Origin of the sequence: Marinibactrum halimedae (assembly GCF_021234875.1) — a bacterium.
Lineage (GTDB): Bacteria > Pseudomonadota > Gammaproteobacteria > Pseudomonadales > Cellvibrionaceae > Marinibactrum > Marinibactrum halimedae.
This window is the reverse complement of the sequence record NZ_JAJQVM010000026.1, coordinates 23,562-39,281: the sequence shown is the minus strand read 5'-3', so window position 1 is coordinate 39,281 and position 15,720 is coordinate 23,562. Positions and strand designations below refer to the sequence as shown.

Annotated in this window: 15 protein-coding genes; 1 reads left to right on the top strand and 14 read right to left on the bottom strand. The window is 40.8% G+C overall.

What is annotated here, in order from left to right; all coding sequences use genetic code 11:
• Positions 1-6 precede the first annotated feature (6 nt).
• The 14 genes from LU351_RS14825 to LU351_RS14760 form a co-directional block, all read right to left on the bottom strand.
• The gene (locus tag LU351_RS14825) at positions 7-1,239 is read right to left on the bottom strand and encodes a DUF4331 family protein (protein WP_232594872.1); all 1,233 of its coding nucleotides are present in this window, start codon (positions 1,237-1,239) and stop codon (positions 7-9) included.
• A gap of 75 nt (positions 1,240-1,314) precedes the next feature.
• Entirely contained in the window at positions 1,315-2,232 is a 918-nt protein-coding gene (locus tag LU351_RS14820; RefSeq protein ID WP_232594871.1) for a hypothetical protein, read from the bottom strand.
• A 49-nt stretch (positions 2,233-2,281) separates the two neighbouring features.
• Positions 2,282-3,238 (bottom strand): hypothetical protein, encoded by a 957-nt coding sequence (locus tag LU351_RS14815; RefSeq protein ID WP_232594870.1) that lies wholly within the window; start codon positions 3,236-3,238, stop codon positions 2,282-2,284.
• 14 nt (positions 3,239-3,252) lie between these two features.
• Positions 3,253-3,897 (bottom strand): PASTA domain-containing protein, encoded by a 645-nt coding sequence (locus LU351_RS14810; protein WP_232594869.1) that lies wholly within the window; start codon positions 3,895-3,897, stop codon positions 3,253-3,255.
• Between the two features lie 34 nt (positions 3,898-3,931).
• Positions 3,932-5,350, bottom strand: coding sequence for a PASTA domain-containing protein (locus LU351_RS14805; RefSeq protein ID WP_232594868.1), 1,419 nt, complete (start codon positions 5,348-5,350; stop codon positions 3,932-3,934).
• Positions 5,351-5,357: 7 nt separating this feature from the next.
• Entirely contained in the window at positions 5,358-6,170 is an 813-nt protein-coding gene (locus tag LU351_RS14800; RefSeq protein WP_232594867.1) for a hypothetical protein, read from the bottom strand.
• A gap of 43 nt (positions 6,171-6,213) precedes the next feature.
• The gene (locus LU351_RS14795) at positions 6,214-7,395 is read right to left on the bottom strand and encodes a hypothetical protein (protein ID WP_232594866.1); all 1,182 of its coding nucleotides are present in this window, start codon (positions 7,393-7,395) and stop codon (positions 6,214-6,216) included.
• A gap of 56 nt (positions 7,396-7,451) precedes the next feature.
• Entirely contained in the window at positions 7,452-8,051 is a 600-nt protein-coding gene (locus tag LU351_RS14790; RefSeq protein WP_232594865.1) for a hypothetical protein, read from the bottom strand.
• A gap of 89 nt (positions 8,052-8,140) precedes the next feature.
• Entirely contained in the window at positions 8,141-8,983 is an 843-nt protein-coding gene (locus LU351_RS14785) for a hypothetical protein (RefSeq protein ID WP_232594864.1), read from the bottom strand.
• Between the two features lie 23 nt (positions 8,984-9,006).
• A complete protein-coding gene (locus LU351_RS14780; protein WP_232594863.1) occupies positions 9,007-9,477 on the bottom strand; it encodes a hypothetical protein in 471 nt (156 codons plus the stop codon).
• A 43-nt stretch (positions 9,478-9,520) separates the two neighbouring features.
• The gene (locus LU351_RS14775; RefSeq protein ID WP_232594862.1) at positions 9,521-11,203 is read right to left on the bottom strand and encodes a hypothetical protein; all 1,683 of its coding nucleotides are present in this window, start codon (positions 11,201-11,203) and stop codon (positions 9,521-9,523) included.
• Between the two features lie 115 nt (positions 11,204-11,318).
• A complete protein-coding gene (locus LU351_RS14770) occupies positions 11,319-11,948 on the bottom strand; it encodes a hypothetical protein (RefSeq protein WP_232594861.1) in 630 nt (209 codons plus the stop codon).
• Positions 11,949-12,004: 56 nt separating this feature from the next.
• Positions 12,005-13,135, bottom strand: coding sequence for a hypothetical protein (locus LU351_RS14765; protein WP_232594860.1), 1,131 nt, complete (start codon positions 13,133-13,135; stop codon positions 12,005-12,007).
• A gap of 248 nt (positions 13,136-13,383) precedes the next feature.
• On the bottom strand, positions 13,384-14,412 hold the full coding sequence (locus LU351_RS14760) for a cupin-like domain-containing protein (protein WP_232594859.1): 1,029 nt from the start codon (positions 14,410-14,412) through the stop codon (positions 13,384-13,386).
• Positions 14,413-14,556: 144 nt separating this feature from the next.
• Here LU351_RS14760 and LU351_RS14755 point away from each other — a divergent pair, with 144 nt between their 5' ends.
• Positions 14,557-15,630 (top strand): peptidoglycan-binding domain-containing protein, encoded by a 1,074-nt coding sequence (locus LU351_RS14755; RefSeq protein WP_232594858.1) that lies wholly within the window; start codon positions 14,557-14,559, stop codon positions 15,628-15,630.
• The last annotated feature ends 90 nt before the right edge of the window (positions 15,631-15,720 follow it).

Here is a 15,720-nt window from a genome sequence, read left to right as displayed (position 1 = left end):
ACGACCCTATTTACACGTCTCACCGGCAACTCGTCTCCGTAACGACAACGCTTTAACCACTCTGGGTGCCAAACGTTGTTTTAAATAGGGCCAAGGCCCTCTACCCGGCTTTTCTAAATACGGGAAATGAGAATGACGAATATTTTTTGCCGGGATACCATCAACAATCGCCGAGCCATAACCCCCGTTGATAAATAATGAAGCTAGGGTGTTAATCACTCTTTCTCCTGGCACTCGCCCGCCGCCTCTTGTGTTTATTTGCCCGCGCAGCATTGCTCTTTCAATGGAAAAGTAAGAGCCCGTACTGAATGGCTTACGATAATCTAACACTAAAAAATCTTGCACTAAAAGCTCAGCAAGTGATTGACGGCTTTCATCATTCCAATCGATAACGCCATCAATGGCATCATAGTAATGAATATTTTCCTTGATTCTACCTGAATATAAAGAAATCGCCTCATCATCCAAATTAAACGTATCTTTTTGGTTGTAATGAAAACGTAAATCCTCATTGGTATTACTGGCCGCCAAGCTGGCATTACTGATCTCAGGTCGACCAACGCGATCTAAAATTTTCCTTTTTTCCCAATCTTCCGTTTTACGGCTCAACTCCCCCGCTATCGCGATATAGCTCTGCTTTAAACCTTTCAATTCAGAATAAATATCAAATTCCAATACCAAACTTAATACATTGAGATTGGCCAAGTCATTTTTAGCGGCTGCAGGCGGTATGCAATTTTCGAATACCACTTGACCAAACCACTGGCTATTAAATAAAAAAGGATCTTGCCTTTGCCCTGCAAAAATTTGAATCCCTTTTTCGCTATTTTTTTTATTCTCTAATAGAGCAACAATTCTTTTATGGGATGGAGTTTTACATTCTACAGTAGATTCTTTTACATCATCAGATAAATTAAAAGTACAATTGAAACGATATTCTGGATCGTGGATTTTAAATTTTGGATGCTCTCTGATACCTGCAATGGAGGCTGGACGTATTCGAATGGAATACATCAACACCTCTGAGAAATGGCCATTTCTTGGCACAAAGGGGTATGAGTTTAATACCACCACCAATCGGTTAGATTGGTGGGGGCTAACAAACGCAAATAAATCGGTTAAATCAGAAACAGGGTGATCAATAAGGAGCTCACCGTCAACATGGTCACTGCTTTGAGAGTGAACTACAACCACGAATAGAGCAACACATAAAAGAGAGCGACAGTAGTAATATTTCACTAACCTCCTCCCACCAATAGCTGATTCAGCAGAAGATTACGAATAAACAAAAACTATGCCATCGTCACTTCATGATTAGCGATCCACTGCAGAACATGGCAATACAAAAAGAGTAGCATTAAAATGCTGTTTAAGCTGTAATGCAAAGGTAATAATCTTGCCGTGCTCGTAATTTTGCCGATAACTCATTTCATCCATATCCAATTCGATACGATAAAAGGCAGTCAATTCATTATTGCTGTATGACTCTGTGTGACTGTACGTGTTTGTCACCCGTCTCATTTCAACATCAATATAAAGCACTCGAAGGACCTCATTTGAAAAAATCGAGCCTTCGCTATTCTTGTCTGCTGCAATCAATATTGTTGTTTCCCCTTCTCGCGTTTGCATCACACCCGCCGCACTGTAACGCACTACCTGTTGAGATACCGACGGGCCTGGGGTTGGAGGCGGTGGCGGTGGGGTTGGAGGAATAATAGGATCAGGCTGTTCTATTGGAGGTGCAGGAGTGGGTGGAAGGATGGGATCTGGCTCATCAATCGGTGCAGGTGTTATCGGAATTTCATCAATAAATTCCGGTGGGTTAGGTGCCGGTGTTGGAGGAATAAAGATCGGGTCTGAAATGGGTTCAAAATCAAGAGAGCGACTCAACTGCTCTTTTGACGTATCCTGAGCAATTGATGCATTTTGCAATGATACTGATTCAATCGCAGCCGTAGGAGCCATTCCCATGGTGGGCATGTTGATATCACTCAACGATACGGGCTCTAAACGAGTACCATCTTCAGACGTTCCGGCCATATCGAGAGTCTCGCTATTGGGTTCATCCGCCACGAGTACAGAAAACGCGGGGCGGATACCACCAAAAGCGGCTCGAACCTCACTGGCGATTGAGATGGATTCAATACGAAAAATGGCCTGTGGATTATCCAGTAATTTTTCGACATCAGACCCAGTGGATAATGTAATTGGAATCGTTACTACATTCGCCATAGCTGTTTACTCACTAAATAGGTATGGAATACGGCTTATGCTCAAGAAATTATACGTTGCCCATCTGCTGCACATAGACTCGATCTAACATACTTTTATCGAGGCATAACGTTAATTGCTGGCACCACGCAATGAGTGCGTCATCGATCACGCCTTCTGCTATCGACTCAGCGGAAACGATCCACTCCGTCACTGACTTAATCAACGTATTCCCATCGCGACTTAATAAAGCAGCTTCACTTTTCTCTAGCACACGCGATTGATTGGACAATTCTGACTCCATCAAAATATTCAGCAATTGACTTCGCACTGCCGCATATTCCAATGGCGTAAAGGGTAAAGCATTGGCTTTAGACGAAAACATCCACTCACGAAGCTGAGCAATCGTGTCAACGCCCATTTTACTGAGAGATTCACCCGCTTTTTTTCCTAATCCTTTTAATGTTTCTGTGGATAAACTTTCTATCAACGCGACCGGCACTCGTGATTGAATGGCTGACGCCACAGTATGATATTCGGACTCTCTTGTCTCTTCTTCCGAATTCAATAAATCAACGGAGTTTACTAACTCACTGGGAGGGGGGACGGGCCGAATTTGAAAAGCAAGCCGACTGCACTGTTCTGATTTTATGCCGTAGGTATTTTGATAGCTCGCATCCACCGGAGTCGAGATCAATCTAAATCCCTCAGTCTTTCCATTACGGCTTGGAGCTATACGCATGCATACTTTAAGATCAACTACGTTTTCCACAAACTGGTAAAAGTGAGGCACAAAACCCAACTCAAACATACTCAAACGCTGTGGTATTCGTTTACCGTTTTCATAGGTGTACCCAAACGGTACTCTCGTATCCACAACCGCGCCATCTTCTAACCGAGTACGCCCTGAAAACAATTCCGCTACTTTCGTGCTGGATTGATCGAATGCCATTTGAGCGTCTGCCAGAGCATGGGCAACATTGGATATCAGTTCGGCCACACTGGTGGTCTTGGCATCAGTAGACATTACTCTGTCGTCACTTATTCAGATAAGGTTGATGTGTTATTTACCGCCACGGTAACTTGCACTTGAGCGCCATTTGACAATAACGCACCAGAGTTTGGAACTTGGCCAACCACTTTAAGCGCCCCCACATCCTCTACCGCTAACTCGTCAGCATTCTTAATAATTAACGATAAATTATTCGCAGTTAATAGTTCCGTCGCGGCATCAACCGTTTTACCCAACACTTCTGGCACCACCCTCTGATCTTCTAATGAGGCGGGCGGTGGCACAGGCACTACTTTAAATTTCAAACTGCTACTGGCCGCCAACGAAAAGTTATACTGATTTGCCACAGTGGCATCAATCGGCATGGCATTTAAGCCCACTGGGTTTTTTCCCGTTAATTCGCCTGTACCCACCGAGGCTTGTGTTTCCGTGGCGGTTAATACCAATTTTATTTCCGCATCGGCTTCAGGAATACGATACCAAGTAGGTTGATACCCCACTTTCTTTAATTCCGCATACAACTCTGAATCATCCAGATACAATTTACGAAACGTTTCCAATGCTTGGGTATCCAGCGCCTCTTGTGCTTCCGCCACGCCTTTTCCCACAGCGGCAATTAATTCCCCAAGCGGGGCGGATAAAACTTCAGTCGTTTTTTTGGTAATGTCGTTCATAGAATGGCCTTTTAAAACCGACGGGTATCATCCATTATTCATCTGACGAGAAGTGAGCCAAACCACCGCTAACATAACGACCAATTTCGATACCCACCGACGCACCGCTGCTGGCTGCGCTGAGAGGCTCTGGCGATTGTTCTATAACTCGACCATCTTGACTGTCGTCTCTTGTTAAACGGTATTGAACAAAGGGTTTAAATCCATATTGGATTAATTTAGAACGCGCATAGTTTTCTGTGTCTCCAACCACATCTGGCACTTTTTGCTCAGATTGCGCCCCTTTATTAACACCGCTTTTCACTAGCGAAAACTTCATCGTCCCGACTTGATCTGAGGTGTATTGATCTTTTTCTTTTAAACTGGAAATGCTAACGGGCTCACCAAGCTGATTGGTAACCACTTTTAATTCCATGTCTACATTCGCCACCTGATAGCCAGAGAGTGCGATAGTGTTATTCACACGGGACAACACCTGACCAGTCTCACTAATAATACTATTGGCATTGGTTTTTTCCGGCGCCGGGAGGGGTCGGAAATCCGCTTTATCAATCGAAGACAGCGTATCCAAAAAGTGTAACAATTCTTGATGCTTCGAAAAGAAAGTCTGTAACTGATCGGTTATTTCAAGGCGAGAACTCAACAATTGGTAACTCAAAGAATAGTACGCTTCTAACAGCATCGAAGTCTTATCTGGTACTGAATCCGGAATAGATACATCTCTTAACGTAAGATTCAATTTCTCAACCCAATCCAATAGATCTGTCAAGCACGCTTGAGATTGACGAAGAAATTCACCCTCTTCATCAAACTGAATAAAAGCACCTTGTTTGAATTCAGGAAAATCAAATTGAGGGGTCTGCGCCTGAAGGGTATCGACCTGACCTTTTAGCTGCGTCAGCAATTGAGCCAGACGAGCCAACTGTGTATGAATGAATCCTAGCCCCCCTGGTAACTTGCTAAAAAAATTCTGAAAAATTTGAGCTCGTAAGCTTTCACCGCCTTGCGGCAAACCAACATCCATCGCATCCATATGAGGAAGAAAAAGCTGAGCCAAAAACCCTTCTAACGTTAATGTAAGGTTTGCCACTTGTTGAGAAAAATCATGATAAAACGCACCAAGCGCTTTACGCTCTTCTTCTTGTAACGAGATTTGAACATGTTGTTCGAAAAACCCTACAACACTCATTGGCTTGTTCAAAGAGCAAAAAGAAAGTTTCTCAAATAACATTAAATAAAAACGATACAACCCCACACGAGTGCGACGATCAACATCCACCAAATGTTGCTCATCAATATAGTCACGAACCGACTGTACATTAGGGGGCGTCGTTTGAACTTCTGGTGCAAAGTAACTCACCTCACGAATTGCAGGCAACTCATTGAGGGTATCTCTCAATTGATAAATCGAACGTTGTACTGATTGTAGAAAAATAACCGGTTGGGAAATCATACTGTATCTATTTCTTAGATTTTGGATTAGATTTTGGATCACCCTTGGAACCTAACGGCCCATCTGAAAAAGGCAAAATAAAACGCTGATTATTACCACGAACACTCACAACTAACGGAAGTTGTATATCACCGGAAGACAGAACCTCTTTAGACAAATCTGGTGGTATAATTAATGACACCCCAAATGAGACCTCACCGGAAGAATCCGAAATCAATGTAGTATCTGAAAAACTAAACCAACGCGATATTTCAGATGCCAACTCCAATTCTGTTTTATCCTGTAAAGATTGAAGTTGTTCAAAGAGTCCCTCATTAAAATTCTTTAATCGCTCTTTCTCAACATTGACTTCCACACCCAAACGTTCAACAGGTTCTAAATTATTCTGCCGATTAATCAAGAAAGTAAGCTCATAGCGCATGTTACCTGCTACAGCATGGTTTAATTGAATAACATACGCCTGCTGAACCTCTTTTACTGGTACTGCCACAAAACTGCCACTGATTGTGCTCACATTATATTCATGTAGCGTTCCCGATTGAGAGACTAACTTCTTATTGGTCACCGGCGGTAACACACTCGGACTGTCGCCAATGGGCAGAAACAGCGTATCCCCCACGATATTGGCATCTTGCTGTTCCATATTCAGAGCAATTTTTAACTGAAAGTCCAATTTAGGCAGTTGATATGCCATGGCAGGCTGACCAGGTAAGCTGGCAACCTGTCGCTGCGACAGTTGTTGTTGAGCATCTTGCAAGCTATCTGCTAAGCTCAACAAATAGTCTTCAATACTCGCGGTAATTTCGTTTGTGCTGCTCACACTTTACTCCGTTTACTCCATTTATACTAATTTATTGGTTTTTCTATCCACCCTGCCTCTCTCTTCGACGTGCTTCTCGCCTTTCCTCTAAACGCTTTTCTCTCTTTTTTTCGGCTAAAATCGCACCCTTTTGAGCTTCTCGTCGTCGATCCCACATTTCTTGTGATTTTTCAGCATCATTCTTTTCTTTCAAACTTTGCGCAGACAGTCTTCTTCGGTTGTCTAAACGAGCCTCTTCATTCGATTTCTTTCTTTTGTCAGCTAGGGCTTTTGCCTTGCCCATTAAAGCTTGCACTTGATTGGCTTTTTCAGCCATATCATAGTATTTAGAAATTTCCCCAACCATTGGGTCATTCGCAATATTTTGTTTAATAGCTTCCGCTTCAGAAGGAGAAATTTCGCTTGTGCTTGCAAGCTTTCTATCCAGCTGCTGGATCAACTGACGCTCCAGCCCACCCTTGCTCGGCTTAGAAATAATACTTTTCGCCTCTCTTGCTAGGCTTTTATATTCTTTACCTCTATTTTTATAGTTCTGAAATTTATCTTTAACTTTACTATAGCTTTTCCCCAATTCTGAATCTTTGAGACGCTTTTTTTTCAGCAACCGTTGCTTCATATCCTCCAGAGATCTTAGTCTTTTTTGTTGAACCAATCTCTTCAACTTATCTTCCCTTCCTTTTAAGCGCTTAAATAACGCTTGTCTTTCTTCCCATTTCTCGTAATTCTTTTTTTCAGCAGCTTGAATTTTGCGCCTCAACGCAGCAATCTGCTCTCTTTTTTCAGCTAATGCTTGTTCATATTTATTTTTTATTCGGTTGCGTCGCATTGACTCTCTCTTAAGAAAGTCTTGCTTCAATTTTTCTTGTTTCTCTTTTATCTTTTTGACATGATCAGCTTCTAGCAAACGTTTTTCTTGAAATTTCTTCCTCTCATCACGCCGCTTCAATCGACGCTCTTCTATGCGAGATTCTACAGTATGAGTTTGAATGGGATACATAGCTTGAAAACGAGCATCGCCTTCTCTCTGCTCCCCATGACCATCGGCATGGCTGGTCAACTGAGCAAGTCTTCTCTCTAACAGCTCTCTTTCTCTTATTAACTTTCTTAATTCGGGAGATTGTTTTTCCCTGAGCTTCCTGAATTTATTATCTTCTGCCTTAGCCTCTTTATTAAAATCTTCAAGCTCATCCTCCCAACTTGTGTAATCAAAGTCATCCTCAATCATAGAGTCAGCGCTTCATCAATATTAGTTGAATAAGCCAAGGTTAATATCCTTGATCTTTAACTTGTTGAATTTTCGGCTGTATCATCTAACAATCGTCTTATACGATCTTCAAGAATCGGTGGGGGCGGCACTGGAACTAATTTAGTACGCAAAAGACTAGAACCCTCGGCACTATAACTGTACTTACTGGCATAACTTGCGGTCACTGAAGTCGCACTCACTCCTGCAGAACGTCGAAATAGCCTCAATTTCCCACTAAGCTTTCTTTTATTTGTTTCGGTTTTTCTCTCTTTAGTACGGGACATAGAGATAGACATTTTCACCTCTATAATGGTGTCCACAAACTGATAAAATGTTGGCGTAAAACCAAGCTCTAATAATGAATAGTACTGTCCTCCAAACCTTATTTTGGTAGACCTTTTCTCCTCTGCATTATCATCATCTTCATCTTCATCAAATGTAAAAAACTTTTTTGTGTCATCGCTCGGTAACGTAGGGCGAGCTCCTTCATCTTGCCCACTCATCAATTGAGCAATTTCCATGCTAACCCGATCTAATTCAAGTTGAGCTTCGGCAATTCCAATACCAAGGCTCTTCACCATTTCAGGAAATGGAACGTTCAAGAGGTCGCGACCTATTGTGCTGGCGCTAGGCATACCTGACTCCTACTTAATAAATATATCGAGAAAAGATTCAAACAAACTTTAGAATAGATACTACATAACAATATTTTCTATTATAGTCATTACGATTGACCATCATTACTAAGTCCATTATTGTTATCTTCTACGACAGTATTACTATCTCCACCATCTCCATCATTTTTCTTTTTTACAGCGGCATTAAGAGCTTGATCTGCAATAGCTTCCTCCTGCTCCATAAGCTGACGAATTCGATCTTCTAAGATAGCAGGAGGAGGAATGGGTACGAGCTTAGTTCTTAACAACGACGCACCATCAACACTGTAGCTGTACCGATTAGAATAATTGGCATCGACCTGAGAAGTCGACGTTGTCGTTCGATTACCAAAACGATAGTAAGAAAACCAACCATTATAACGATAACCATAATCCTTGTTTACATAGCTGCTTTTATAAGCATTCTTCCGCTCATAATCGTTATTTTGTGTAATTTTAATGGCAATTTTGACTTCTATAATTGTGTCCACAAACTGATAGAAAGTTGGGGTAAACCCTAATTCCATCATACTTAAACGCTGAGGAATTCTTTTAGTAACTTGACTATCCTCATCCGTTTCGTAGGTATAACCAAAAAAAACCCTAGAATCTACTACTACAGGATTAATTGTACCCTCACTATTCACATTAGTGACTACACCACCGATATCTTTTTTCTTATAGGTGTTCTCAACCGGATCAAACCAGGCAATTGAACCATCAGCATTGATTAATTCACCAGTATCAATATCACGCAATAAACGTTGACCACTCATTAACTCCGTGACCACCGTACTGGACTTATCCAACTCCCATTGCGCATCGGCAATAGCCATCGCCATCGAACGAATCATTTCCCCCATGGGAACATTTAATAGTTCTCGTCCAACATTAATTCCACCAATTGACATAGTAATCTCCTGATTCAATTCTTTTAGCTTTTTGCTCTCGCCTCATTCAAAATCTCAACCAAAACAGTAGGAGGAGGCACTGAGATTAACTTGGTATTAATTTCACTTGAGCCTTCAGACTTAAATGAATATTTATTGCTGTAATATGCATTCACTGATGCAGCAAACATAACCACTTTCGTATCAACTGTAAGCGATGCCTCAACCTCCAATGATTTTTCTGATGTTTTTCCTACGGAAAAAGCAACTTTGGCACTTAAGCGCGCTTCTGAAAAATGATAAAAGCTCGGTGTTAATCCTAAATCTAACAAGGAATACTCATTATCATTAATCTTTACACCCGCTCCTTCTTTTTTTCCCGCTTCACGCATAATATCAATTGCATACTTATCTAGCGCAAATTGTGCATTTGCAATAGATTTGCCTAAACCTTCAATCATTTGTGGAAGTGGCGCAGACTCTAGTAGATAGTTAACGGTTTTATCGCCGTCCATAATTTACTCTCAATAAAGATAATTATGTATTTAGGGTAACGACTTAGCCTTCCCCGTTATCGGCGGCTTCCATCTGAGAAAATTTTTCGAGTAGTGGCATAGGTGCACTCACCGCATTCACTCTTGCATCCAATTTCATACACATGCTCATATCAAATTCATAGCGTCGTGCCGTTTGCACATCTACATTCGCAGCTACCGCTACCGCAAATCGTTTATTGGAGTCTTTTAAACTTTGTGAAGCCGATTCACGATCATAACCTGAAACCGCTGCTCCACTAGCTTTTTGTGCATAAATCTGCTCACTTATGCCCTGCTTTGGGGGAACAGGAATAGGGTCGACCGCTACTGGACTGGGTATATTTTTAAAAAAATCTTCTGAAATAATACTTCGTTTATCATAGTAACAACCATGGCCAATACGATCTTTTTCAGAGGCATCTCTATTATTACCTGGATCATCTTTATACTTTCCAGCGTAGATATTTAGCTCACCTGCTGAATTGGATTTGCAAAAAGCTACCAATCTGTGTTTAGTTTCTAAGACATTTCTAATGAAATCTTCATCCTCATTTTTTAAGTCTGTATTATTATCACGACACTGGTCAATATTTGTAGGAGCAGGGGAATCTAATAAAATAGCATTTTCTTGCTTGTAACCACGCCCTACATCTAAAACACCGCCTTTCTCATCCGGATCGGAGGAAGAATCATTCTCAGGGTAGGGTTCAAGTTCACTTTCCATATCCGCCAAGCTTTGCCCTGCTGTATCACTAAAACCAAAATAAATCATGCCATAGTGAATTTCAGCTTTAAACGCTTCCAAGCTCTTTCCTCCTGAATGAGTTTGAGCCTGGGTTCCCTGTTCATTGCTATAAACTTGCACTGAATACTTAACAGAAATAGGGGTAGTTGCTTGCTGTGGGTCTTCTAAAAATAATGTTGGAGAATTCGGTATTGAGTACTCGCTAGCTGCCACACTTGCTTTATTAACTTGTGGAAGGCCAAGACCAGTAAAATCAGTGACTTTGAGCACTGTTTTTCCTTGCAAAGTTGCATCAGAGACACCAACTATCTTTCCTTCGCTGCCATCCAATTTTAATGCAGCTATATATATTTTTTCATTATTATTCAAGAAGTAAATACGAGGACGCCATAACAACCCTTCATGCTTATACCGATAATTTTCAACTTGTTCTTTACTAAGATAGAGAGTTAATTCATCACCGTTTTTTTCAAATATCACTTCGTTTGAAATAAACGTAAACTCCCCTGTCTGCTCGTTGTAGTTACTGATATAGGCAGAATATGCATATTCACCATAGGTGTTTTTGATAGCTGCGTATTGATCAAAGCGGTCACGCTCCCAAGATTTTTGTACTTCGCGTCCATTGGAATAACTCAACCCAAATCCTGCGCCTATGCCCACTTTTTTCTCATCACTCACTTCATAACGGATACTAACGGTAGCACTGATATTAAATTCTGCCATATGGTAGAAAGAGGGCACCAATCCCAATGAAAGTAAGGATACCTCTTGCAAACCACCAGCTTGTGTCGGCACAACAACTTTCTCTTCCGCTACAAGCTTAAGTTGTTCAAAGGAATTTGCATCCAACTCTTTTTGAGCCTGCGCCAAGCTGATCACGGTATCTTTAATCATCGTGTGGAGCGGCAATTCCGCTAATGCTTGGCCTACCAGTTTGCTATCGATTTCTGCTGCCATGAGAACCCCATCAAATTATGTTGATACCGCATTAAATTGATACGACACAAATTACAGTGGTGCTAAAACAATGATATGAAATAATAATGCTATCTATGTAATCGACTTTATAGTGCTAGAAGGCACTAGCCAGAACGTCATTCGGTAAAGTAATCGCCAACGCCGACTTAATATTCTCTTTTACAACGGTAAAATATTTGTGGCGGACTTGCTCTTGCTTGATACGATGCTCATCCACATGCCAACCGCCTTTTATCCATCGCTCCATTACACTCAACAAAGGAAGTGTATGTTTACTATGCTTCAAATGATTCTTGCAAAGTTGAAAACAGTCACAAGCCTGATCAATGTCTTTCTTTTTATAAAAAACAATGCCTTTTCGAAGATAAATACTGGCCACATCCAATCGCATCAGATCCACTTCTTCTGAATCATTAGCACCATTTTCTATGACTTCATTTTTTCCTGTTTCTTCAAAAAGGGCGACCGCTTTATCACAATACTCCAGTAATTCATCATAGGCTTGCATATGCTCTAAAGATTCTAAAACACACTCAAGATAATGCCGAAAGAATACCTCTGGATGGCCTAATGCCGAGGTTAACTTAATGGCATATCGATAATATTTTAATGCGGTTTTATGATCTCCGGCTATCGCATACAACTTTCCCTGTTCTGCAATACCCAAATGATAGCGGGGAGATTGCTGAGGCTCAATCTCATCAAGCGAAGTTACATTATCCATTTTTTATTTTTCCTAAAAACCGAAATACTGTTAAGACTAATCTGCTTTTATTATCGTTATGCTACAGCAGTGATTTTAGCGGATATTTGATATTCTTTTAACTTTACTCGAAGCCAATTCGCTTGGTTATAGTTCAATGAACGACACACCATCCCTTCACGAGCCCCGCCTCCATAAAGATGCTTTTTTACTTCTTCCGTTGGCTTATCAATAATAATCGACAACGATTGTAAAATTTCATCGCTAAGAGAAGTCTCACCAATGCGAACATCAAAAGACTGTAAGAGCTGCGGCAATATTGTTATGCATTTCACGCTCCGCCGGCCTGCGGCGACAATAGAGTGAACCTCTGATAGAGTAGCTGATTTCTTCAACAAAAACTTAGGTTGTTTACATAACTTCACAAAAACAGAATCCGGCATGCTTAACATACTGGCCACATTCTTAAATTCGCTTACGTCTGTAACCGATTCACAGACCACATCCACTAAAACAAAATTCTCAGCAACAATCAGGACTTTATCAGACAAAGGCTGAAAAATTTTCCACAATTGCTGCGCTTGAGCATACCCACACCGCCCATAACCACCTTGTATCCAATTGACATGATCATGTTCATAATCCAACTGGATTTGACTTTGCTTCAAGAGTTTGTCCAACTCTGCTTTTGTTCCTTTCCCCTTTATCAATACAAGATAATGAGAATCGCGAGTTTTATTCTTGTTCACTACTGCCCCTAATGGGGAAAAACGTTCAGCAATTGCTTCTGCAGTGGCGCAAGAAACCTGTCCAAGCAAAATACTGGGGGAATGCATGACAAGCTTCTTTGCGGATTCTGGGGGGATACCCAAAAATCGGGAAACCTCTAGGATTAATGATAAGACACTTTGATAATCTTGTATCTGTAGGCACACATCATAATCCGGTGTTCCAGGTGTTAATGATGATGATTGATCTGAGCTTTGTGCCGCCAATCCTAAATTACGAAGTAATGATGCCACTTCATTGGCTATTTTTTCAGATAAGTTATCAAACAACACTCGTGGCGCTTGGTATAAGCAAGTCGCGATTGCCTCTGGCTTAGTTTGTAATGCTTTACTCAATGCAGCAACACAATCCGCATTCGCCGTTCCGATATTTTCCACTACAACTCGATGCTGCCCTTTTTCAATAGCAATTTTACTCACACCAAAAACCTTAATATCTAATACAAAAAACCCTAACGACCGCTAAATACCGGAAAAAGACTGAGATTTTCTACGATCTCCTTAATACAGTATGCCACTCATAACTTTCATATGGCTCACACAACAAAGAAGATAAGAACTTTAGAAACACTATTTAAATTGAACTAACACATAAAGAGAATAGTTAACTTTCAATATCCTAAAATAAAAAAGAAAAGAGTGACAATTTTTATGCATTATGAGAACTATTACAATTTATCTTGTGGATACCGATGAGCAAACTCATTAGGCACATTAAAATCGGTAAAGCTAACACCAATGGTGACATCAAGGCTTTCCACTTCATGCCACCATCCTATGGGAATAAACAACGCCTCCCCCGGCTCTAGTACGACCTCTATTGAGCTCACTTTTTTGAGTAATGGAAAACATTCATTATCATTAGCTTTTGGATAGCTTGTTGCACTATAAACACTTTTATCGTTATACAAATAAGCCACTTGTAATGCTGGCACTAATGTTACTTTTTTATGACCATAAATTTGAACTAGCATATTGTTAGTTAAATCATGATGAAATTGAGTCGTAGCACTTTCGGGGCCTAGCCAGAAATAACATTGTGAGTAATTTGATGGATCACGACGATAACCATTGGCAAAATCTCCCACATCCGACATTAAATCGGACAAAGATTCAGCATTAGCACCATTATTGTTGGCGGTGAGATAATAATCATTGGTTACACCTCCATGCAATATTTTGTCGCAAAAATCCCCCAATGGCAGTCGATATTTATAGTGACATGCATTTCGCTCATACTGCGAATCATGATTTCGCCCCATTTGCACTTCGACTTCTCGGTTACCATAACATGCTTTTATGTATTTTGGTGTCCAATGTTTTTTTGCGCGCCAATGATTTATGCCATCAGTAATAATAAGAGGTATTTGCTTACTGTAATACTGCACAACAAAGTCACTGAAAGCGGGCGCTGGCTTTTTATCAATTTTTTTTAGATACCGAGAATCTAACTGAGCAAGTTCATGAAGCGTCTCCATTAACCAATGACGTTTTTCGAGTTGATTCTGTATCTCACATGCCGCCTTAACATAAGGGTTACTCCTTGCTTGTACAATAGCAGCGATCACAGCGTCTCGGTTTGAGATGTCATAATGGTCAAGCTCTTGTATTAAACGGCTTTCCGGAATACCTGAACAAAGATTCTTTAAAATCCAGCTATGCCATTCTTGTGAGAGATCGCTTTCGGTATTTATCATAAGCTCCCAAATCGTCCTTTACTTCATCAACTTGAGGTAGAACCAAGCAAATGTATTTGATAGGTTATAGAAGTGATTGAAATGAAACGGTACACAAATTCTCTAAATTTTAGAATCGAGTCGAGAAAAAAATAGGAAATCCAAATGGGCATTCAAACAGCTGTCGGCGTGGGCGCAACGATAAAGGGCCCAGATGTTGGAATCATACAAAAGAAAATTAATATTCAATACAATAAAAACTCTGCATTTAAAGCCGCCCTTGATAATTCAATAAAAATATACGCACCAAGAAGACCACTAAAAGTAGATAATGACTGTGGTAACGCCACGATAACGGCAATTAAAACGTTTCAACGAATTGCTCTCAAATGGCACAACCCAGACGGAAGAGTCGATGTGGGTGGTAAAACTTGGCGAGCCCTTAACGGTAACGTTGAAGATGCTAAACATATTGTTAAAAAAGATGGCACCTACACCTCGTTTAGCCAATTCAATTACCCTAAACACACCATTGGAAATTCCAGCAGCTATACCATCTACTCTATTGGTTGTACATTAACTTCACTCACCATGGCAGCCACCGCAGTTGGCAGCTCTAATGAACACTGGCCAGAGGACTTACTCCCAAAAGATTTAACTCCAGTAAAAGCGAATGACATACTTAAAAAGGCAGGTGCTTTTGCTAAAAATAGTGGGGAAATGGTAGTAAAAGATGGTGCTGCCGCTTTAGGCATGGTTTATGAAGAGTATGGCCGGAACAACAATTTAACCAAACAAGACTTACTATCATTGAAAACCCACTTAGGGAAAGGCTATCCAGTGATTGCCCATGTAGATTACAAAAAAAGCGCTACAGGTGACCATTGGATTCTTATCGTGAGAGCTAATGCCGATGGCACCGTCAGCGCTATTGACCCGTCTGGCGGTGGGGAAATAAAACTCAAAACAACACCTAATGAGAATACACGTTATCAAGGCGATAGAGCTAAAGAAAAAAGTGGTGTACTGTTTGGTTACACCGGCAATCAATACAAGGGTGTTGGACCAAAAACTCAGAGCCGACAACAGAAGTATATTGTTGTGCGCTTCGGGCTACTCTCGCCAGTTAAATCACTATACACACCTGCCCCTTTGCAAATCAGCATGAATAGAGATTGTGATTTACATTATTCAAATTTAGGTTTTGGTGACTTTTGCCTGGTATCTTCATGGCATTAATCGGTAAAGTATCACTGGATACCCGTTATATTTGATGTTAAAGATAGACTGAGAAACCAACAATGGCATTACAATCGCAGGTAAAATTTA